Source organism: Acinetobacter sp. Tr-809, from assembly GCF_011753255.1.
Taxonomy (GTDB): Bacteria; Pseudomonadota; Gammaproteobacteria; order Pseudomonadales; family Moraxellaceae; genus Acinetobacter.
This window is the reverse complement of record NZ_VWVZ01000004.1, coordinates 21,301-43,464: the sequence shown is the minus strand read 5'-3', so window position 1 is coordinate 43,464 and position 22,164 is coordinate 21,301. Positions and strand designations below refer to the sequence as shown.

The window sequence follows — 22,164 nt, the reverse complement described above, 5'->3', positions numbered from 1 at the left end:
TAAGACAGGGTTTTAACATGTAGCAAATTAAACGTATGCTTTAAGCACTGCGTCTTTTGCCATCACACTTTGTAAAGCGTCTAAAACTTGAAGCGAGTTTGCATTTTTACTTGAATAAATTTCAGCAAAGTTCGCTTTAGACACAGCAAAGAAACGTGCTTTGTCATTGGCTTTAATTTGCATTAATTCAGCAAGTACATTTAAACTTTCGCCTTGGCCAACCGCCATATCACGTGCTAAAGATTCAGCATTTTCATTGGTGAATGTCACAACCTGAGCTGTCACAGTTCCACCTTGACGACATCCTAAAGTACCAAAAGTAATACCGAGTAATTGGTTCGTAAAAATACCATTGGTTGTCGCAGCAAGAATTTTAGGTGCAACACCCTTTTTACCTGCCCAAATTTGTGTACCAGCACCACAACCGACATCATTATCAGCCATTGCAACTGTTGAACCAGCGGCCAACAAAGCTGCTAATGCAATTTTTTTTAACATAGGAACGATCTCCAGCATAAATTATAGTCACTATTTTTTATCACTATTGTGTTGTGCAATTCTTCTTACACAAAAGTTAAAATAACGAGCTTAGCGCGCTTTAGCAAATAAATTTTGAAATATATCTGAAATATTCATAACAAAAGGAAATCAGATAACACCTGCTAAATGGTGTTAGAGTGACCTAATTTAACTGCCAAGCGCCATTTTTATCTCGTGTTCCCAAGATTTTTAATACCAGCACTAAACTCAGCAATAGTAATAGATACCATGAGCCTAATTTACCCCACCCCACCATATGCCAAGCATCGACTTGGCTTGGATAAAGCCAAATTTTATAGAAAGTACTGATGTTCTCTGCAATCCAAATCAAAAAAGCAAGCAACAATAAAATCGGTAGCATAGGCACTTTAAAACGATGTTGCTGCAACTGAAAATAAAGCCGAGTTTTCCAAAAAATTACGATGCTCCAAATAAATAGCGCAAGACGAATATCAGGAATAAAAAACTTGCTCATAAAGTTAAGGTAAGACAACACCGCCAAACACAGCATATTGCCAAAGTTGGGTAAGTTTTCGAATGAAACTTTATAAAGCCTTAAAGATCGAGCAAAAAAACTACCCACTGCTGAATACATAAACCCCGCAAACAATGGCACAGTAAGTAACTTTAACATCGCTGGCTGTGGATACTGCCATGAGGCAATCGCTGGATGGGTCAAAAAGATCTCCATTCCCATCGCCATGATATGGAATAAAGCAATTACTTTTGCTTCTGCCCATGACTCGAGCTTTAAATAGATCAGACAAGCTTGAATGATCAGGGCATAAAACAACAAATAGTCATAGCGGAAGAAACCATAATATTCATGACTTCCCATCGGTGCGGTGACTGCAAATGCAATCAAAAGCAACAACCCAAATAAGGCAGCCGAAGCTGCCTTAAAGATAAAGTTGAGCGGTAATACAATCAACTGCACAAAACTGATCCTAGCATGTTTGTTTTGAAAAGCTTAAAAAATATCAACCTAAATATTTAGCACTGTATTCGTGAACAGTATCTACAAAAATCTTAGGCTGTGTTGGATCGACCCATTGAGTAATACCATGACCTAAGTTTGCGATATAGCCTGTTTTTTCACCATTGGCATAAGCATCATCAATCATTGCTTTCACTGACTTTTCAATTGCAGCGGCTGAACCATAAAGCACGGCTGGATCTAAATTACCTTGTAATGCAGCTCGTCCTGCAACCACATCACGTGCACTATAAAGCGGTGTGGTCCAATCTAGACCAAACGCATCAGCCCCTGTGGTGAGCATCGTTTCCAACCACTGACCACCACCTTTGGTGAACACAATAATCGGAATACGTTGACCATCTTTTTCACGTTGCAGGCCTGCAATAATTTTGGTCATATAGTTCAATGAAAATTCAACGTATTCTCTATGCGCTAGTGCACCACCCCAACTATCAAAAATCTGGATCGCTTGTGCACCTGCATCAATTTGCGCATTGAGATAATCAATCACAGAATCAGCCAAATGATCTAACAACGCATGTAACACTTCTGGCTGCGCGTACATCATATTTTTAATGAAGCGAAACTCTTTACTTGATCCACCTTCAACCATATAAGTAGCTAAAGTCCAAGGACTTCCAGAGAAACCAATCAAAGGAACTTGACCATTTAAAGCAGAACGAATGGTCGAAACTGCATTCATGACATAAGCCAGATCAGACTTGGCATTCAATTTAGGTAAATTTGCCACATCTTGTTCAGTACGTACTGTTTTATGAAACTTAGGTCCTTCACCTGTTTCAAAATACAAACCTAAACCTAAAGCATCAGGAACCGTTAAAATATCTGAAAATAAAATCGCAGCATCAAGCTCATAACGACGTAATGGCTGTAAAGTCACTTCACAGGCAAATTCAGTATTTTTACATAGAGACAAGAAATCCCCTGCTTGTGCGCGGGTTTCACGATATTCTGGTAAATAACGCCCTGCTTGACGCATCATCCATACAGGCGTGGTGTCTACAGGCTCACGTAATAAAGCTCGTAAGAAACGATCATTTTTCAACGTTGTCATTACCAATCTCTAAATTGTTTCATGTAGCGCGCATCATAACAAAGTTAGCTTGGAATTTATAATTTCAATCGTATTCAAATTTGCGGGCTCAAATAAATTTCGCTTTTACACAAAACTGCTACTGCAAGCTGCATTATTTTCTGTAATACTTGCAAGATCTTATATCTCAATATGAATAATTCTTAAGGTTGAATTACATGTTTGTTCGCTCATTACTCGCTATGAGTTTAAGTTGTATTCTTGCTAATGTTGCTTTTGCTGCTCCAACAACTGAGCAACCATTAAATCCAAAAAAAATTGCGGGTTCTGTACAAGATCCGATTGATCCATTAGCAATTGAACGCCCTGCTTCAAGTGTTGCTGTCAATCCAGCTTCAAGTGTTGCTGCACCAGCAGTATCAGAGCCACAAGTCAATACAGGGGCTGCATCAGTTGTATCGCAAAAATTAGAAAATACACCTGATACCACTGCTACAACGACAGCTGCTCCAGTTGCTAAAATTTCATGGACTTTAGATAGCATGAATAATGCTGAATATCCTGAAGCTTTACCAAAAGGACAACTTCCTGCCTACGCACGCGCACATGTGATGTTGAACAATGCACATGCATCACCAGGTGCGATTGACGGCTCAAATGGTAAAAATACTTTAAAAGCAATTGCATCATTCCAGCAAATGAATGGTTTAACACCAACAGGTCAGTTAACTAAAGAAACTTGGGATGCATTGGTTGCTAAGCAGACTAAGCCAGCTTATGTTGAATACACCATTACTGATGCAGACTTAAAAGGCCCATATGCTGACTCAATCCCTTCTGACTATGCTTTACAAGCAAAAATGAAAGGTTTGTACTACACCCGAGTAACAGAAATGTTGGGTGAAAAATTCCATATGGATGAAAATTTCTTAAAGAAACTTAATCCAACAGCGACATTTAAAAAAGCAGGTGAAAAAATTATTGTGGCCAATGTCCGCAATGACTTACCTGAAGATATCCATTTGATTGTTGCACATAAAGGCGCAAGACAGCTGTATTTATTCAACAGTCGTAATCAAATGATTGCATCATTTCCTGCAACAATTGGCAGTACTGACACGCCTTCTCCAACAGGTACTTATAAAGTAGTTGGCGTAGCAAAAAATCCTTGGTATAGCTATTCACCATCTAACTTTGTCCAAGGCAAAAACCTTAAACCACTTTCTCTACCACCCGGTCCAAATGCACCAGTCGGTAACATCTGGATTGGTTTAAGCAAAAAATCATTTGGTATTCATGGTACGCCTAACCCATCTTTAATCTCTAAGACTGCATCACACGGCTGTATCCGTTTAACCAACTGGGATGCCAATGACTTAGGTGCTAAAGTTCGTTCAGGTGTTACTGTAAAATTCTTAGAGTAATCTAGGTATTTTCTACAAAAAACCGAATATCAGTGCTTGATATTCGGTTTTTTTATTTCAAAATATTTTCCTCTACATTGGGTAAAGGCTGGTAGTAAATTTGATTACGTCCAAGTTGTTTTGCTCGATACAAAGCCTTATCTGCTGTATGAATCAACATCTCTTGGCTAATTTTTGGATTACCATTAAAAACCGTGATCCCCAAACTAATGGTGACATGATTAGACACCAGTGATTTATCATGCGGAATCATTAAGCGTTCAATGGCACGGTAAATATTGGTTGCGACTGCATAAGCACCTTGTGCAGAAGTTTCAGGTAATAACACCACGAACTCCTCCCCACCATATCGAGCAATAAAATCCATATGCCGAATCGAGCTTTTAATGGTTTTAGCAATAGCTGAGATCACCTGATCTCCCATTTGATGCCCATAAAAATCATTGTAATTTTTGAAATAATCGATGTCGATAAACAATACTGACAACGATTTTCGCTCTTTACAAGCTAACTCATAATAATAGGTACACATCTCTTCAAAGGTACGTCGATTGGATACATCTGTCAGTTCGTCATGCTGACTCAGATGTAACAACTCCGAAGCTTGGATACGCAAAATCTGCTCATCAATTTCCGAAATTTTAGACTTTATAAATATTTTTCTTTCTTTTGAAGTCAACATCACACTGATTGAAAAGCCCAACAGCAAACTTCCAATTAGCGTCCGCCCGATCATGAGAAAGTCGCTTGAGTTATCAAACCAATATAAAAGAAACAAGATCGTGATTGCAGCGAGTGAACCAATCCACAACATATGTAATGGTCGAATTCCACTCAGAATAAACCCCAACATATATAGAAATGCAATCAAAACCATGGCCTGATTTTGTAGCACCAGATTAGACACACTCATCATCAACACAGACGTTAATACGATGGTAAAGAAAACAATCGTACAAGCTGCAGGGTAAAATAAAGTATTCAGTTTTTTAAAGCGTGAAAAAGCCCAGAATAAGAACAGTGCAATCCCCACAACAATTAAGCTGAGAATACTGTAGATAAAATCGAGGGCAAAATGCTCACTCGCACGAATCACAACAAAATTAGAGGGCAAAATAAGTAGAACAAAAATAGTATAGGTAATCACACCCTGACCAAAGAACTGAATCGCATTGAGACGTGTTCGGTCTACATTAAACTTCCAGAATTCATTTTCTAATTTTTGCGGTAAGGTTTGGTGAGCACTTTTAGATTTAGAATGTTGGGCAACAAGCTGCTCTAGGTCTTCTTTCGACCTCCGCAATTGATCAAGATCATAGCCGTTGTCCATCCCAGATACTCTTTTTATGCTGCACTATTTTTGTGCCGCATAAAAAATAACATAAATTCTCATTTTGTCATGCGCTTTGCTTAACCACTTATCCGTAATTCTAGTTACCATTTTCACACTTTATGCATTATTATTTGTATTATTTTTAAGTTTGAAGTAGACCTTGAATACTCTTACACTTTTACAACCAGATGATTGGCACGCGCACCTGCGTGATGGTTTAGCTTTAAAACGTACTGTTCCTGATTTAGCCAAACAATTTGCACGCGCAATTTGTATGCCCAATCTTGTTCCACCCGTTAAAACTGTAGAAGAAGCGCTAGCCTATCGTGAGCGTATTTTGACCCATGTTCCAGAAGGGCTTCATTTTGATCCGCGTATGGTACTTTATTTTACTGACCACACTTCTCCAGAAGAAGTACGTAAAATTAAAGAATCTGAATTTGTAAATGCAATCAAACTCTATCCAGCAGGTGCAACTACAAACTCAGATAATGGTGTGAGTGATATTCGCAAGGTATATGCGGTTATCGAGCAACTTGAAGAACATCAAGTGCCACTTTTACTGCATGGGGAAGTCACCCATAATCACGTTGATATTTTTGACCGTGAAAAACGCTTCTTAGATGAAGTACTGTCACCATTACTTAAACAGTTCCCACAGTTAAAAGTCGTGTTAGAACACATTACAACAAGTGATGCGGCTAATTTTGTGCTTGAACAAGATCGTAATGTTGCAGCAACGATCACCCCTCAACATCTATTATTTAACCGTAACGATATGTTGGTTGGTGGTGTCAAACCACATTTCTACTGTCTGCCAATTTTAAAACGTCAAACGCATCAAACCACGTTATTAGAAGTTGCAACCAGTGGTAATCCCAAATTTTTCTTAGGCACAGACAGTGCACCACATTCACAGAATGCCAAAGAGAATGCTTGTGGATGTGCAGGCTGTTACAGTGCACCAAATGCGATTGAGCTTTATGCTCAGGCATTTGATCAAGTGGGTAAGTTAGAGCGCTTAGAAGGTTTTGCAAGTATCTTTGGTGCTGACTTCTATGGTCTGCCACACAATACTTCAACCATTACTTTAGTGAAAGAAGACATTACCGTGGCTGAATCTTTAGATTACCTTGAAGATCAGAAAATTATTCCACTTCATGCAGGTAAAACCTTGCATTGGAGAAAAGTGTGACCCAAGAAGAAAACAAAACCCCTGTAATTGGTCAACGTTTTCGTGGATTTTTACCTGTTGTTGTCGATGTAGAAACAGCAGGTTTCAACTCACAAACCGATGCCCTACTTGAAATTGCGTGTATTCCTATTGTCTATGCTGAAGATGGGCAATTTATACCTGGTCCTTCATTTCAGGCGCATATTAACCCTTTTGAAGGCGCGAACCTTGATCGTCGTTCATTAGACTTCATTGGTATTGATCCTTTCAATCCAATGCGGGTTGCGATGGCAGAAGATGAACGTGGTGCTTTACGTCGTATTTTCAAATCATTAAATGAAGTTCGTAAAGCTCAACACTGTACCCATGCTGTCTTAGTGGGTCATAACGCGCACTTTGATTTAGGTTTCCTGCAAGCGGCAATTGCACGTACAGGCACAAAAAATCAAAACCCTTTTCACAGTTTTTCAGTATTTGATACCGTGACACTCAGTGCGGTCATGTTTGGTCAAACCGTGTTAGCACGTGCATGCATTCAGGCTGGGATTGAGTTTGATGGTAAAGAAGCGCACTCTGCGTTGTACGATACCCAAAAGACAGCCGAACTGTTTTGCTATATTTTGAACAAACTGTCTCCTCACCTTCTTGACAGTTTGGTGACAGAACCCTAATATACACCCACCTCAAGAAGTCCCTATCGTCTAGAGGCCTAGGACATCGCCCTTTCACGGCGGTAACCGGGGTTCGAATCCCCGTAGGGACGCCAAATTTGAAAAAGCCACTGCATTTTAAGACAGTGGCTTTTTTATTTGCTTTGAATAATAAAAAGGACTCCGAAGAGCCCTACAATATCTTATGCAGACTTACGTGAATTGACACGACCTTTTACCACCGCTTTGATATTCCCTTTCGCATAGTTCAAGAATACCAACAGTGGTGATAATTTTGGATTCGGCTTTTTACCCTGCCCAATGGCTTTAAACTGTGCTGCATACCAAATAATTTCCATAATTGCCATTTTATCGACAAATGGAATTCCTGTTTTAATTTGATTCACCGCATAACGAACATCATGCCCTGCGATTAAACGATCCGTTAAATCAACTTCAACCGCCAATGGACGTGCAATTCCAATAAAATCACATGCACCACTTTCCAATGCAGCATTCATTCCTTCTACAGTACGGAAACCGCCTGTTACCATCAATTTACAAGCAACATGTTGGCGAATTTTTTCTGCGAATTCCAAGAAATAAGCTTCACGTGCAATGGTACTCGCTTTACGTGACTCTGCTTTTGCACCAGCCATTGCAGGGGCTTCATAGGTTCCCCCAGAAATTTCTATAATATCGATTCCAGCAGCATCAATCGCTTTGAACACGGTAATGACATCTTCTTCAGTAATCCCGCCACGCTGGAAATCCGCTGAGTTCAGTTTCACAGAAATAATGAAGTTTTCAGAAGTTGCATCGCGTACCGCCTGATAAGCATCGATCAAGAAACGCATACGATTCTCTATCGAACCACCCCATTGATCCGTGCGCTTATTGGTCAATGGCGATAGAAACTGGCTAATCAGATAACCGTGTGCGCCATGCAGTTGTACGCCTTCAAAACCCGCCTTTTCACATACCGCCGCAGCTGTCGCAAAACGCTGGATAATATCTAAAATTTCTTCGTGTTTAAGCTCGCGTGGCGTACCAAACATTGCTGCAAGCATTGGGCTAAAAGGCACGGCTGAAGGTGCAACCGTTTCCTTATTTAGACCTTTTGGACATTGGCGACCAGGATGTGACAACTGAATCAATTGCACCATGCCATGTTTCTTACCCACAGCAGCCCATTGCTTTAATTTTTCCAGATCACGCTCGGTTTCAATTGCGACCACACCTGGTTCATTTTTAGCGCCTACATTTACCATTACGTTTCCTGTAATGGCACAACCCAAACCACCTTTTGCCCACGCTTCATATAAACCGATCAATAGATCATTGGGTTGTCCTGCATCATTCGCGAGTGCTTCGCTCATTGCCCCTTTGATAATACGGTTTTTAAATGTAGTGTTACGAATCTGGATACTGTCTGCAATCTGACTCATGGTCATCCTCTGCTCAATTAGAGTATTTACTCTAATTTAATCTGATTATTGTTACTGTCAAGCATTCTTCCGATGAACTGACAATAGCATATGTCAATTTAATTACAATGCTAATATTCGCTAGCTGAAATAAGCTGACGAGTATACTCAGTCTGAGGCTGGCTAAATAAAAGTGCTGTGGCTTGATATTCCAAGGCTTTGCCTTGATGCATCACCAAAACTTTTTGGCACAGTGCTTTAATGACTTGTAAGTCATGACTGATAAAGATATAGCTGATGTGTTCTTGCTGCTGCAAACGACGTAACAATTGAATGATGGCCAATTGTGTTGTTCGATCCAAGGCGGAAGTCGGTTCATCCAAGATTAATAGCTTGGGTTTGAGCACCAATGCTCTTGCAAGTGCCACACGTTGCCGCTGCCCACCAGAAAGCTGATGCGGATACTTCTCTTTATCCGCTAAAGATAATTCGACTTTTGCCAAAACTGCGTCAACTTCAGCGTCGCACTGCTGCTTTGAAATTGGTTGAAGACAAAGCCCTTCTACAATGATCTGTTCAACTGACATACGAGGATTCAGGCTACCCAAAGGATCCTGAAACACAATCTGAAAATCACGTCGAAGTGGTCGAAGCTGTTTTTGAGTCAACAAGTTTAAATCTTGTGCCTGAAAATGGATTTGACCTTCACTGCTGATCAGTCTAGCGATCGCTAAGGCCAACGATGATTTACCTGAACCACTTTCTCCAACGATGCCTAAAGCCTCTCCCTGAGACAGGTTAAACTGGATAGATTCCACTGCAACTTTATAAGCTTTAGCCCGATGAAATAATCCCTGCTGAATTGGATACTTTACGTTGACGTCATTTAATTCAAGCAAGGTTTGCGTCGGCTGTATCGCCAACGCTTGTCCAAAATCATGATGAAGCAGATTTTTTGTATATGAGGTTTGGGGATGAGAATATATTTCCGCAGTAGCCCCCTGTTCTTCAACACGCCCTTGATTCAGTACCACGACATGATCTGCATAATGCTTGACCAAATTTAGATCGTGACTAATTAAAATAATCGCCATCTTTCGTTGCAGTTGTAACTCTTTTAATAGCGTTAAAATTTGAGCTTGCAACACGACATCTAAAGCTGTGGTTGGTTCATCAGCAATCAAAATTTCTGCTTCTAAAGCCAAAGCCATTGCTAACATGACCCGTTGCCTTTGCCCACCAGACAACTCATGTGGATAGCATTGCAGAATACGAGCTGGATTATCTATGTGAACATCCTGCAATAGCCCCACACACCTTTTTCGAATCTCAGTCTTTGCAATACCAAGTCGTATTAGACTTTCGCTCAACATCTGCTCTACTTTGTGCAAAGGATTTAAAGCCGTCATCGGCTCTTGAAAAATCATGGCTATGCGTTTGCCACGTATCTGCTGTAACTGGATCTGGCTCAAAGCCAGCAAGTTTTCTCCATTTAGTTCCACTTTGCCTTGTACTGTAAAATGTTCAGGCAACACACCCAGTAAAGCCAATGCACTAATAGTTTTACCAGAGCCACTCTCACCAATAATCGCAACTGTCTGCTCTGGATATAAATCAAAGCTCAAACTCTCGACTAAACCATGTCCTGATTCATTGCGAATACTCAGTTGCTGAACCCTTAATAACGCTGATTGATCAAGTTGTTTATCGTCTTGGGTCAAATGCATCACGTGCAGCCTCCCCGATATAAATCAATAAAGAAAGCACAATCGCCAAAGTGAAAAAGCCAGACAGCACTAACCACGGTGCATCTAGGTTATTTTTGCCTTGTAATAATAATTCACCCAATGATGCAGCATCTGGCGGTAAGCCATAACCTAAGAAATCCAGTGCAGTTAAGGCAATAATATTGGCGGTCAGCATAAACGGAATCTGTGACAAACTTGAACTGAGTGCATTCGGTAAAATGTGCTTAAAGATAATTTTATGATCCGTTACTCCCAATGCTTGCGCTGCATGGACATAATCAAAATTGCGCGCACGCAAGAACTCTGCACGTACTAGCCCAACCAGTTCAGTCCAACCAAATAGCAACATGATCAAAAATAGCCAATAAATGCTGGGGCTAAACATACTCACCAAGATCATGACAATGAACAACATCGGCAAGCCGCCCCAGACCTCAAGAATCCGCTGCCCGATTAAATCAATCCAACCGCCATAATAGCCCTGAATTGCCCCAACCATGATGCCAATGACTGCAGAACATAGAGTTAGGGCAAACCCAAATAAAAGAGAAATACGCAGACCATACAGGATTCGAGCAAACACATCTCGACCTTGATCATCAGTTCCAAGCCAATTTTGCGAACTTGGTGCTGAAGGCACAGGCATTGCCAATGATAGATTTGGCGTCTGATAAGCAAAAGCGACTGGTGGAGATATCATCCAGCCCTGTTTTTGAATCAGCTGCTTTACCGCAGGATCTTGATAATCGGTTGCTGTCTCAAAGCTACCACCAAAAGTGGTTTCTGGATAATCGTTCAAGATTGGAAAATACAAGGACTGCTGATAGCGAACCAACAGCGGTTTATCATTAGCAATCAATTCGGCAAATAACGACAACACCAAAATAATTAAAAATAGAACAAAACAACGAAATCCTAATTTGTTCTGTTTAAAGCGAACAAAACGTGCGCGCATCAAAGGGGACATTATTTTCCACCTCTTGACTCAAAATCAATGCGTGGGTCAATCACTTGATAGAGTACATCGCCGATTAAACGCAATATCATCCCGAATAAGGTAAATAAAAATAAAGTCCCGAAAATCACAGGATAATCACGCTGGGTAATCGCTTCAAAACCCAATAGACCAATCCCATCTAAATTAAAAATGATTTCAATAAATAAATTACCGACAAAGAAAATACCGACCAAAGCCTCAGGTAAAGCGGCCACAACCACTAAAATTGCATTGCGAAAGACGTGCCCATAAAGGATCTGATTGTCATTCAGTCCTTTTGATCTTGCAGTCAGTACATAAGGCTTTTGCAACTCTTCAACAAATGAATACTTCGTTAAATAAGTCAGTGCTGCAAAACTGCCCAATACCATACTGAGGATCGGCAAACACATATGCCATAGATAATCTTGTACTTTTGCCCATAGGCTCAATTGAGCAAAATTCTCAGAAACCAAACCTTGTAAGGGAAACCACTGCAAATAACTGCCCCCTGCAAAAAAAACAATCAACACAATGGCAAACACAAAAGATGGAATAGCATAACTCACGGCTAATAACAGAGAGGTAGATTGATCAAACAATAAGCCATTATTTTTGGCCTTTTTAATACCCAGCGGGATTGCGATCAGATAGATCAGGAAGGTGCTCCACAGACCCAAAGACAGCGTAACAGGAAGCTTTTCGTATAACAGTTGGGTCACAGGTTTATCTTTAAAAAAACTGCTACCAAAATCCAGATGCATATAACCTTTGAGCATGAGCCAGAAACGTTCAGCGGCAGGACGATCAAAACCATACTGGGCTTTGATTTTTTCAATCATTTCTGGACTTAAGCCACGAGCACCTTCATATTGCGCCAAAGTGGTCAAACCTGAGGGCGCACTGTTGCCTACCCCTAAGCCTTGCGCATTTTGGATTTGCTGAATCGCTTGTTCGACAGGTCCGCCTGGGGCAATTTGCACAATACAAAAATTAATCAATAAAATGAGAAATAATGTCGGGATCATCAATAACATTCTTTTTAGAATATAGTGAACCATTGAAATCGAACCCTTATTAATTTATTTACTAAGTTTTTATGAAATCGAACATGAGATAAAATACGCGGAAACGTCATCCACAACCTGCGTGTTTTAACAAGATAATGTTTTTGCGAAATAATAAAAGAGGTCCAATAAGTAAACAGGTTTTGTGGATGAAAATGCCTTTGGTTACTTTGGGCGAAACCAAAGTAACTCCAGCTGAAAGCTTATCCTGAAATTAAGATGAGAACTCGCTAAGACTCCGTTATATTAATCTAACGACTTCATCAAAGGCTAGTCACAACCATTCTAATTAATGCTTTTGTATAGACTGCTCTTGTTTCTTAGCCTTATCTGCATCCACCCACCAATACTCCCATCCTACCGAAAGTTTTGGCTTAACCGAAGGCTGCTGATAAATATCCCAATAGGCAAACCAACGTTCAGGCTTCCCATAAGTCAAAATTTGGTAATATCCTGCACGTAATAAACGATCGAGCACACGCGTGTACAACACCACCTCTTCGCGTGTTTTTGCTGCCACAATTTTCGCGATCATCTGATCAATCGCAGGATTCTTGATCCCTGAATAATTATAATTGCCCGTCTCATCTGCCGCTGCACTTCCCCAGAATTGGGCTTGTTCTTTGCCTGGGGTTAAAGTTTGGGGCAATTTCAACACCATCATATCAAAATCTTGATGACGAATCCGTTCCATATATTGCGGCACATCCACTTGCCGTAACTGAACCTGAATACCTAAACGCTTCAGATTCCGCACAAAAGGCATTAATTCACGCTGTGGGTTTTCCTGTTGCATCAACAATTCAATTCGAATGGCTTTACCCGTCCGATCATATAATTGACCATTACGAATTAGATATCCAGCATCTTTTAAAATGTGTTGTGCGGTCAATAAATTCTGCCGATTGAACCCACTGCCATCAGAAACAGGATAGTGCCAATCAGCCAAAATACCTTGTCGCATCACTGGATTGAATTGGGCCAAATATGGCTTTAATACATTTAATTCAGCAGCACTCGGACGACCAGTTGCAGCCAAATCAGTATTATCAAAGTAACTTTGTAAACGACGATTTTGATTAAAGAACAGTGCCTTATTTTGCCACTCAAAATCATAAGCATAGGTTAATGCCTGACGCAGATAAATATCATTGAGGGGCGCACGGCGGATATTAAACACCAAGCTTTGAATATCTAGAGGAGTACCTAACTGCGCTTTGTACTTTTTGACTAAACCTAATTTAGCTGCTGGAAAATTATAGGCTGTGACCCAATTACGGATATTTTTTTCTTCGTATAAATTGAATTGTCGAGATTTAAATCCTTCAAAACTCACATCTAAATTTCGATAATACACATATTTCAGTCGATCAAAATTATAGCGACCTTTGTTTACTGGCAAATCTTTGCCCCAATAGTTTGGACTGCGCTTATAGCTAATACTACGCCCTGCATCTATACGGTCCACCACATAAGGACCTGAACCGACAATCGGTTGAAGGGTGACACGACCAAAATCTTTATTTTTCCAATCCAATTTTGAGTAGATCGGCAGGCTCGCCACAATCAGTGGCATTTCCACATTGTTCTTAGACTTAAAAATAAATTTGATTTGATGTTTAGCTAACACTTCAGTTTTAGCCAAATCTGACAAATACATTTGAAAGCCTAAATTGGCTTTGGTCTGATAGGTATCGAAGGTAAATTTCACATCTTCGGCAGTTACAGGCTGACCATTATTAAATCGTGCTTGTGGATTCAAGTGGAAGGTAACCGATTGCAAATGATCAGGATCATAACTGACCTTTTCTGCAAGCAGCGGATACATCACACGCGGCTCGTCCAGCGAACGATCCATTAAACTATCAAACAGATAATTCACGCCTTCTGTTGAACTACCCTTGCCATTCATGCTGTTTAAATTATCAAATGTCCCCAAACTCGATTGGCTCAGCATACCACCCTTCGGTGCATTCGCATTGGCATAAGGCATCACCTTAAGCTGAGCATATTTAGGTTGCACATGCATCGCCAAATACGGCTTGGTTTGTATTGCTGCAAACGCAACAGGAACAAAAAGGCTTAGTCCCATATACAGACTAAGCCTTTTTATGAACAACGTTTGAATCATCTGTAATTACAAGTTAGGCACTTTAATCACATCACCAATACGTAACTGGGTACTTGGTGTTAAATCATTCATTTCTGCCAGCGCACCTGTATCTAAACCATAGCGACTAGCCAAACCAATCAACGTATCGCCACGTTTTACTTTGTATTCACTCACTGTTTTAGGAACTGAAATACTTTGACCACGTTGCAGGCTTGCATTGGCTTTCAGATCATTTAACTCAGCCAGTTCACGACCAGACATCCCAAAACGATTAGCAATACTATTCAAAGACTCACCTGCTTTGACACTATATCTTTCAGTATTACGGCTTGGTGCTGATGTTTTTGGTGTTGTTTTGCTGTTGTCTACCTTTGCGGTTTCAGCTTTCGGCAAATCACCTGTCAATTTAAGCTTTTGACCAATACGAACATTACTGCCACGCGTTAAACCATTTAAACCAGCAATATAATCGAGCTGTAAATTATGACGACTCGCAATATTACCTAAAGTATCACCAGATTTAACCGTATAAACATCAGGTGTAGTTTCTTCTCTCGATTTGCTCGTATTGCTTACAGTGGTTTTTGTAGGCACATCACCCGTCAGTTTCAGACGTTGACCAACACGTACACCTGAGGTTCTTTCCAAGCCATTTAGATCAGCAACATAGCTCAGTTGAAGATTGTACTTGGCTGCAATCGCATTCAAGCTATCACCCGACTGCACGACATATTGATCAGGTACAGTTGAACCTGCTGGAATCTTTAAACTTTGGCCTAAACGTACACCACTATTCGCCTTTAAATTGTTCAGCTCAGCCAACTCGCTCAAGCTAATTTTCGACTTGGTCGCAATACTTGATAAGGTATCGCCACGCTGTACAGTATAACTTTCAGTTTTATAGTTGGTCGCTGCACTTACATTTTCGTATTTAACATTGGTCTTCGTTGGCTCAGGTGTTTCTTGAGTCTGAGAAACTTCATGTAATGGCACATTAATTTTCTGTCCAACGAATAAGCTGCTGCTCGCAGTTAAACCAGAGGTCAAATCAGCCAATTCCTGATTAGATAACGCATAGCGATCGGCAATCAGCTTTAAATATTCGCCACGCTTCACCGTATAGGATTTGGTTGCAACTTTTTGAGTCGTTGTAGCCTTACTGTCAGTCGCACGCACTGTCTGCTGAGTTGTACGAGTGTTATTCTTTGGCTCGATCAATGTTAATTTTTGCCCAACAAACAAACCATCAGTCACAGACAAATTATTATAATCAGCTAACTGTTTCAGACTTAAATCAAAGCGTGAAGCCAAATTAGTTAAGCTATCACCCGACTGCACGACATAACTCTCTGGCTTTTCGGCAGCTTTAGGCGCTTCTGGTTTGGCATCATATAAATATAAACTCGCACCCACAAACAATGTACCGTTTGGATCAATCTGGTTCCACTTAGCAACATCACGCCAGTTCACACCATTTTTTTGTGCAATCACAGCTAAAGTATCACCTGGCTGTACCACATAGGTACTACGCTTGCCTTTCGGTGCAACAACGACAACATCTGTATCGGTTTTAATGTATGGCTTGCCTTGGTTGCGTTTGGCATCTTCACTGTTTGCAGTCGCAGTATCTTCAACCAAGTTTTTTGGATAAGAGAAGCCTCGACTCACCTCTTGGCCTTTTTCATCGGCAACCGATTGACTGGTTTGAATCGCAGTCAATTTAATTTTGCCATCGAATGGATCAACAATTTCTGTGCCTTTTGGTGCAATCGCCTTAATTTCTGCGACAACCTGATCTTTCTCAGCTTGAGTCGCTTGTGGCTCTAGGACTTGTGCAACAGTTTCTTTTTTACCTTCCTCTCTAATTGCAGCGGTAATTTGCTCACGCTCTTTAGATGAGATCGGTGGCTCAATTTTTACTGGTTTAACATTCGCAGCAGGCGTAATTGCAACAGGGATACGTGGTGCACTTGGCACATCAGCTCCTGCAGCAAATGAAGCCAATGCATCTGAACCTCTAGGTGTATTGACTTTACTGGTACTGATTGAAGACGTTGTTGGGCGTGTTGTATTACTTGCCGTTAAGTTGGGTGGCGTCGATGTCGTAATAGTCTGTCCACTAGTAGTCGTTGTACGAATCGTCGTTGAACTATTCAACGGACTATTATTCATCGCAGGTGGGGTTTTATTGCTTGCCCAGAATCCACCAGAGTTGGCCTTACCAGAACGTAATTTTGCATCAATCGAAGGACTCAAATCCGCAGGGATTAGAATCCGCATTGGGCTCATTGGATCAACCATTTCACCACGATATGCTGGATTTAAGGCATACAGCTCAGCTCGGCTTAAACCTGTAATCGATGCAATCTGATTGAGTTCCATTGGCGCAGCTAGACTCACTTCTCGGAAGTGAGGACGGTTTGCAATTGGTGGTAGACTCACACCATAAGCACTTGGGTTTTTAATAATTTGTGCAACTGCTAAGAAACGTGGAACATAGTTCATGGTTTCTTGTGGCAGTTTCAATGACCAATAATCTGTTGGTAAACCTGCCGCACGGTTGCGGTTAATCGCCTGTTGAATACGACCCGGTCCCGCATTATATGCAGCTAATGCCAGTTCCCATGAACCAAACTGGTTATATAAGCTGCCAAAGAATTCATACGCTGCACGTGTCGATTCGACGACATCACGACGGCCATCATACAGGCTAGTTTGCTGTAAGCCATAAATTCGACCGGTACTTGGAATGAACTGCCACAGACCAGCAGCAGCAGCACTACTTGTTGCTGCTGGGTCATACGAACTTTCGATAATCGGCAGCAACGCTAATTCTGTTGGCATGCCACGACGTTCAGCTTCTTTTACTGTGTGATATAAATAACGGCTGGCACGCGCGCTTAAACGATCTAAATAGGGTTGACGAGAAATAAACCAGCTACGTTGTGCTTCAATTCGAGAATCCCAATGGTTCAAGTCCATCTTGAATCCAACTGTCATTCGTTTCCACACATCACCGTGTTTCAGAACCAATAAACGGTCACCTTCCACAGCACGCATATCTGTTGCAGAAAGTAAGTCTTCAAGCGAATCTAAACTGCTTGCATCCAGATAACCTGAACCTACTTGTTTAGACGATGAGGTTTTACCTGATTGAGGAGTTGAAGAACAACCCGTAGTGATTCCCAACGCAACGAGAGCAGAAGTGAGTACAGTGATTTTGAATAATGATGTTGCAGATGCTTGCGACACCAATGTGCTCGATTTATACATAAAAACTTCCAGTCAACTCACGCTAGTTTATTTCTTAAGTAGGGTCTATTGATGCTTTAACCATGCATTGCGTTATAGACTAAAACAACTCAAACAAGGCATCTGACAAATACCATGGTTACTCTTTGTCAAGTTTCACAACGAAGTTTGGAGAAGTTCTAGCTATGACCTGAGCAACAGCAAAGTACTGTTTTAATCACAGCGCAAGGCAAAACCATTCTGTCATCTGTGAAACGTCAACAGACCTAGCCATTGTAGTAAAGCATGTCACTTAGACAAGGCAATAATTTAACGTGATTTGCATGGAAATGTTACAAGAAATTAAAAAAGATGTGTTTTGTAACGTTCGGAATCAGAATTTAGCTTTACAATACAAGATATAGCTCAAAAATGCTAAAATTCTCGATTCTCTTAAGCTCAATCTAGATTGACTTAAAATATTGTGCTTTTCTTGTTGGATTGCACATACTCAAATTTTTATTCTGCTTATTGTTCAGGTTCAGATATGTCACAAACAATCACTCTTTACGTTGATGGCGCATGCAAAGGTAACCCGGGTCTTGGTGGTTGGGGTGCATATGTCATTACTGAGCAAGGTGAGCACAAGCTTTGTGGCGGAGAACCAGAAACGACCAACAACCGTATGGAACTACAAGCAGCAATTGAGGGCGTTTCATTCTGCCCTGTTGATGCACATTTAATTATCTGGACTGATTCCAATTATGTCAAACAAGGCATCACCGAATGGATTCATGGCTGGAAAAAGAAAAACTGGAAAGATGTAAAAAATCCGGATTTATGGCAAAAACTCGATGCCGTCTGTGCCAACCGCAACATCGAATGGAACTGGATTAAAGGTCATGCAGGACATGCAGGCAATGAAATGGCAGACCAATTGGCAAATCAGGGTGCAGAACAAATCGCTCAACAACTAAAATCACCAACACAGGCTAACGCTGATACAAAAAAGCCTGAATCCGACTGGCTCTTAAATGATCCTTTCGGACTTGATATTGATGTGGATACGGATGAAATGATCGAAGAATCAGAGCTTGAAGAAATCGAGGATAATATGGCAGAAAATGAAGCCGCTACTGACGTGATTACAGAAGCACCTTCAGCAAATCAACACCCACATATTGTCATCACTGAAGCCAAAGTTCATCTTCAAGGCCCACGTCAACTGATTCTCGATACCGAGACCACAGGTTTCTATTATCAAGATGGTGACCGTATTATTGAAGTAGGTGCGATTGAGATGATCAATCGCAAACTGACTGGTAGTTCAATCCATATCTATATCAATCCAGAAAAACCCGTTGGTGACTCTGAAAATGTGCATGGCATTAGCGATGACTTTTTAAAAGACAAGCCTAAATATGCTGAAATTTCCAATGCTCTATTTGCCTTTTTAGAAGGTGCTGAAATTATCGCGCATAACGCAACCTTCGATATGAACTTCCTTGATATGGAGTTCAAGCGTGCTGGTTTACCTTTACTTTCCGAAGTTTGTGAAGTTACAGATACCTTAGCCCTTGCAAAAAGTAAGCACCCTGGGCAAAAGAACTCTTTAGATGCATTAGTGCGTCGCTACGAAATTCCAGCGCGAGACCGTACCTTCCACGGCGCTTTACTGGATGCTGAAATCTTGGCAGATGTCTACCTTGCTATGACAGGCGGACAGGTTTCCTTTGATATCGATGCACTCTCTCAAACTGCACAAAACCAAAATAAAACGAGCCGTCAACGTGTACAAGTCGATTTAGCTGTAATCGAACCTTCAGAACATGAATTAAATGAACATGAGACCTGGGTCAAACAATTCGAGCAAAAACATGGAGAGCCTTGCCTTTTCGCAAAATAAATTTGCTGACCAATGTTATTTTTTGTATTTCAAGCCTCTAAAGTTAAGTTATATTAAGCCTTAAAGATTTAGACCTCCTTAAAAGGAGGTCCATGGATATAACAACTTAGGAAAGGTGTAGGTCATATGTCTTACCAAACCTCGATTCATTTCGACCCAACGGCATTATTAATAATAAAAAATGAAATCGACAACTCGATTAAATTGGTAGAAACAGCGGTCAATACCCTTGCCGAAGAACAAGCATTACCTTTCGGGATTGATGATGCGCTGAACCAGTTTGAACAATGTACGCAAGTTCTTGCGTTAATTGATATGCCACATTTATCACAAATTACTCAATATTCTGCTGAGTTGATGCGTAAAATCATGGCTCAACCACAACAGATCCAAACCAGTGATGTGGTTGCGCTCAGCGAAGGCACCACCATGCTGAAGCGTTATATTGAATTCATCTGCTTACGTGAAGTCAAAGTTCCGCAGTTTTTACTCGATACACTCAATCGTTTAGAAAAAGCCCTAGGCAAACCACTGACCAAAGAAGGTCAAACTGTACAGCCATTGCTTGAGTTCATTACACCGAGTTTCAATTTGCCTCAAGCCCCAAGCTTAGAGCAATCACAATATATTCATCAGCTTTATAAATTGTGTTTAAACAAACTTATTAAACAATCAGAAACGCCTCTTGATTTACAAGGAATCAAATTGGTGGGTGTTTATCTAGCTGGTTTAGCAACAGGTCAGCCAAGCCAGCAATATTGGCAACTGGTCAACGTGGGTCTAAGCCATATCAATGAGTTGTCAATTACTGAAGCGCGTCTACGGACCTTAATTCAGATTGAAACGAATATTGGTAAGTTCTTAGTACAACCATCAAGCTTTAAAAATACCATTGCAGATCTTGCAGATATTCTATGTATCTGTATCAGTCAGGAAGATGATGTTTCACACCACATTCGTGAACAACTAAATATTGGTGATGAGTTACTGAGTGATACACAGTTACAGGTGTTGAGCCGCCATTTATACGGCCCTGACTATGAAACTGTACATACCATTAGCCAGTTAATGACAGATGAGATGGCTCAAATCCGCAATGAGATTGAATACAACCATCAAAATATGTCAGCTGAAAAAACCCAAGAGCTACAACAGAAATTAACTCAGCTATCAAATGTATTCAAAGTGCTGAATTTAAATGAAGCTGCGAGAGAATTAACGCAACAAGCGGAAAAACTAAGCCAGCCAAATACATTAACCGATGCAACTTCGGTACAACAGTTAATGAACAGCATTTTGGCTTCAATGAATTCGATTGGAATTTTGGAACGCAATTACACTTCTAGCCGCTTACAGCTACGTGTAAATAACATGCAGATCTCGCTTGATCGCTTAGATGAAGCACATAAAGCATTACTGACTGAAACCAAAACCCTGATTGATACTTTAACGCAAACCTTGAGCCTCTATGTGCAAGATCCTACAGCACATAACTTAGAAGCATTGCCAGTGTATCTGAAAGAGCTTTCTGGTGCTGCCCTGTTCTTGGGTAGTTCAGCACAACAAACTGCTTTATTAGGTGCAGCGCACTTTGCGGAATCTCGCTTGACACAAAATCAACCCCTCGATGCCGAACAAATTAATTGCATCTTAAATGTTGTTGCAGGTTTGGATTTACTGGTTGAGAACTTGAAGAACAAGCAACCTGTATTGCAATCTATGTTTGATGTGGCATTATCAAACAGTCAGCAATTACAAACTATAGCCGCATAATGACTCAACTATCACTTGCTTATATTTTTCAACACCAAAAACTGTTAGTCGACCAAAACCTTCAACTTCCCCAAGTTGAGAAATTAGCAAGTGACTTACCGCTCCATCATAATGATCACGTCATCGCACGTGATCTGCTTGAGAATGAATCTATTCCTGAAGGCTATCAATTAGTCCCTATTCGGGAATTGATTCAGTCTTGGTCGAGCAGCGACTTCCTACAAGCCAGTCGAGCAGTTCAATTACTAGAATGGCGACGCAACCACAAATTCTGTAGTCATTGTGGGCATGCCACTGAAATTCATCCTAAAGAATATGCCATGGTGTGTCCTGCCTGTGCTTATCATCAATATCCTCGCGTACAGCCTTGTATCATTACCATTATTACCAAAGGTAAAGATGAAGTTCTATTGGCAAAATCTGCACACAATAAAAGCAATATGTACGGGTTAATTGCTGGTTTTGTTGAGGTGGGTGAAACTTTAGAAGAAGCCGTGCAACGCGAGGCATTTGAAGAGGTTGGGCTCAAACTCAAAAATATTCGTTATATGTCGAGTCAGCCATGGCCATTCCCAAGTAATCTTATGATAGCCTTCCATGCTGAATATGATTCAGGTGAAATTCAGCTACAACTCGAAGAGATCAGTGAAGCCCAATTCTTTAAGTTCGATCAACTTCCTGAAATTCCATTCAAAGGTAGTATTGCACATAGCATGATCATGCAAATGATTGACAGTAAAAAAGCATCTTAAAAGATGCTTTTTTATCC

General features: G+C 40.7%; 16 protein-coding genes and 1 tRNA gene. 7 read left to right on the top strand and 10 right to left on the bottom strand.

What is annotated here, in order from left to right:
- Positions 1-27 precede the first annotated feature (27 nt).
- From F3J02_RS10010 to hemE, 3 genes are all read right to left on the bottom strand, one after another.
- Positions 28-498, bottom strand: a complete 471-nt coding sequence (locus F3J02_RS10010; RefSeq protein ID WP_016163047.1) for a DUF3015 family protein — start codon at positions 496-498, stop codon at positions 28-30.
- Positions 499-682: 184 nt separating this feature from the next.
- The gene (locus F3J02_RS10005) at positions 683-1,477 is read right to left on the bottom strand and encodes a DUF817 family protein (protein WP_167248933.1); all 795 of its coding nucleotides are present in this window, start codon (positions 1,475-1,477) and stop codon (positions 683-685) included.
- A 43-nt stretch (positions 1,478-1,520) separates the two neighbouring features.
- The gene (gene hemE, locus F3J02_RS10000; RefSeq protein WP_167248931.1) at positions 1,521-2,594 is read right to left on the bottom strand and encodes a uroporphyrinogen decarboxylase; all 1,074 of its coding nucleotides are present in this window, start codon (positions 2,592-2,594) and stop codon (positions 1,521-1,523) included.
- 197 nt (positions 2,595-2,791) lie between these two features.
- Between hemE and F3J02_RS09995 the strand changes: the two genes are divergently transcribed.
- Entirely contained in the window at positions 2,792-3,997 is a 1,206-nt protein-coding gene (locus F3J02_RS09995) for a L,D-transpeptidase family protein (RefSeq protein WP_167248929.1), read from the top strand.
- 52 nt (positions 3,998-4,049) lie between these two features.
- On the opposite strand, the gene F3J02_RS09990 is transcribed toward F3J02_RS09995, so the two are convergent.
- Entirely contained in the window at positions 4,050-5,327 is a 1,278-nt protein-coding gene (locus tag F3J02_RS09990) for a diguanylate cyclase (protein WP_167248927.1), read from the bottom strand.
- Positions 5,328-5,490: 163 nt separating this feature from the next.
- Between F3J02_RS09990 and pyrC the strand changes: the two genes are divergently transcribed.
- From pyrC to F3J02_RS09975, 3 genes are all read left to right on the top strand, one after another.
- Positions 5,491-6,525: a dihydroorotase gene (gene pyrC / locus F3J02_RS09985; protein ID WP_167248925.1), complete on the top strand. Its 1,035-nt coding sequence runs from the start codon at positions 5,491-5,493 to the stop codon at positions 6,523-6,525.
- Positions 6,510-7,175, top strand: a complete 666-nt coding sequence (gene rnt / locus F3J02_RS09980) for a ribonuclease T (RefSeq protein ID WP_167248923.1) — start codon at positions 6,510-6,512, stop codon at positions 7,173-7,175. The genes pyrC and rnt overlap by 16 nt, the downstream gene beginning before the upstream one ends.
- 19 nt (positions 7,176-7,194) lie before the next feature.
- Positions 7,195-7,270 (top strand) — tRNA-Glu (locus F3J02_RS09975).
- Positions 7,271-7,357: 87 nt separating this feature from the next.
- On the opposite strand, the gene F3J02_RS09970 is transcribed toward F3J02_RS09975, so the two are convergent.
- The 6 genes from F3J02_RS09970 to F3J02_RS09945 all read right to left on the bottom strand — a co-directional run bounded on the left by F3J02_RS09970 (position 7,358) and on the right by F3J02_RS09945 (position 17,758).
- Positions 7,358-8,602 carry an NADH:flavin oxidoreductase/NADH oxidase family protein gene (locus tag F3J02_RS09970; protein WP_005213596.1) on the bottom strand — a complete coding sequence of 415 codons (1,245 nt, stop codon included), beginning with the start codon at positions 8,600-8,602 and terminating at the stop codon, positions 7,358-7,360.
- Positions 8,603-8,712: 110 nt separating this feature from the next.
- Complete coding sequence (locus tag F3J02_RS09965; RefSeq protein WP_167249509.1) at positions 8,713-10,308, bottom strand: ABC transporter ATP-binding protein; 1,596 nt, start codon at positions 10,306-10,308, stop codon at positions 8,713-8,715.
- Positions 10,286-11,296, bottom strand: coding sequence for an ABC transporter permease (locus F3J02_RS09960; protein WP_167248921.1), 1,011 nt, complete (start codon positions 11,294-11,296; stop codon positions 10,286-10,288). The genes F3J02_RS09965 and F3J02_RS09960 overlap by 23 nt, the downstream gene beginning before the upstream one ends.
- Positions 11,296-12,366 carry a microcin C ABC transporter permease YejB gene (yejB, locus tag F3J02_RS09955; RefSeq protein ID WP_167248919.1) on the bottom strand — a complete coding sequence of 357 codons (1,071 nt, stop codon included), beginning with the start codon at positions 12,364-12,366 and terminating at the stop codon, positions 11,296-11,298. The genes F3J02_RS09960 and yejB overlap by 1 nt, the downstream gene beginning before the upstream one ends.
- Positions 12,367-12,661: 295 nt before the next feature.
- A complete protein-coding gene (locus F3J02_RS09950; RefSeq protein ID WP_167248917.1) occupies positions 12,662-14,503 on the bottom strand; it encodes an extracellular solute-binding protein in 1,842 nt (613 codons plus the stop codon).
- Positions 14,504-14,509: 6 nt separating this feature from the next.
- Positions 14,510-17,758, bottom strand: coding sequence for a LysM peptidoglycan-binding domain-containing protein (locus tag F3J02_RS09945; protein ID WP_167248915.1), 3,249 nt, complete (start codon positions 17,756-17,758; stop codon positions 14,510-14,512).
- A 505-nt stretch (positions 17,759-18,263) separates the two neighbouring features.
- Between F3J02_RS09945 and dnaQ the strand changes: the two genes are divergently transcribed.
- From dnaQ to nudC, 3 genes are all read left to right on the top strand, one after another.
- The gene (gene dnaQ, locus F3J02_RS09940) at positions 18,264-19,622 is read left to right on the top strand and encodes a DNA polymerase III subunit epsilon (RefSeq protein ID WP_167248913.1); all 1,359 of its coding nucleotides are present in this window, start codon (positions 18,264-18,266) and stop codon (positions 19,620-19,622) included.
- A 126-nt stretch (positions 19,623-19,748) separates the two neighbouring features.
- Positions 19,749-21,395 carry a chemotaxis protein gene (locus F3J02_RS09935; RefSeq protein ID WP_167248911.1) on the top strand — a complete coding sequence of 549 codons (1,647 nt, stop codon included), beginning with the start codon at positions 19,749-19,751 and terminating at the stop codon, positions 21,393-21,395.
- Entirely contained in the window at positions 21,395-22,147 is a 753-nt protein-coding gene (gene nudC, locus F3J02_RS09930) for an NAD(+) diphosphatase (RefSeq protein WP_167248909.1), read from the top strand. The genes F3J02_RS09935 and nudC overlap by 1 nt, the downstream gene beginning before the upstream one ends.
- The last annotated feature ends 17 nt before the right edge of the window (positions 22,148-22,164 follow it).

Coding starts and splice junctions, on each gene's coding strand:
- F3J02_RS09970 (WP_005213596.1), bottom strand. CDS start 8,602: ATGAGTCAGATTGCAGACAGTATCCAGATTCGTAACACTACATTTAAA.
- hemE (WP_167248931.1), bottom strand. CDS start 2,594: ATGACAACGTTGAAAAATGATCGTTTCTTACGAGCTTTATTACGTGAG.
- F3J02_RS09935 (WP_167248911.1), top strand. CDS start 19,749: ATGTCTTACCAAACCTCGATTCATTTCGACCCAACGGCATTATTAATA.
- nudC (WP_167248909.1), top strand. CDS start 21,395: ATGACTCAACTATCACTTGCTTATATTTTTCAACACCAAAAACTGTTA.
- F3J02_RS09965 (WP_167249509.1), bottom strand. CDS start 10,308: ATGCATTTGACCCAAGACGATAAACAACTTGATCAATCAGCGTTATTA.
- F3J02_RS10010 (WP_016163047.1), bottom strand. CDS start 498: ATGTTAAAAAAAATTGCATTAGCAGCTTTGTTGGCCGCTGGTTCAACA.
- yejB (WP_167248919.1), bottom strand. CDS start 12,366: ATGGTTCACTATATTCTAAAAAGAATGTTATTGATGATCCCGACATTA.
- dnaQ (WP_167248913.1), top strand. CDS start 18,264: ATGTCACAAACAATCACTCTTTACGTTGATGGCGCATGCAAAGGTAAC.
- F3J02_RS09945 (WP_167248915.1), bottom strand. CDS start 17,758: ATGTATAAATCGAGCACATTGGTGTCGCAAGCATCTGCAACATCATTA.
- F3J02_RS09995 (WP_167248929.1), top strand. CDS start 2,792: ATGTTTGTTCGCTCATTACTCGCTATGAGTTTAAGTTGTATTCTTGCT.
- F3J02_RS09960 (WP_167248921.1), bottom strand. CDS start 11,296: ATGTCCCCTTTGATGCGCGCACGTTTTGTTCGCTTTAAACAGAACAAA.
- F3J02_RS09950 (WP_167248917.1), bottom strand. CDS start 14,503: ATGATTCAAACGTTGTTCATAAAAAGGCTTAGTCTGTATATGGGACTA.
- F3J02_RS09990 (WP_167248927.1), bottom strand. CDS start 5,327: ATGGACAACGGCTATGATCTTGATCAATTGCGGAGGTCGAAAGAAGAC.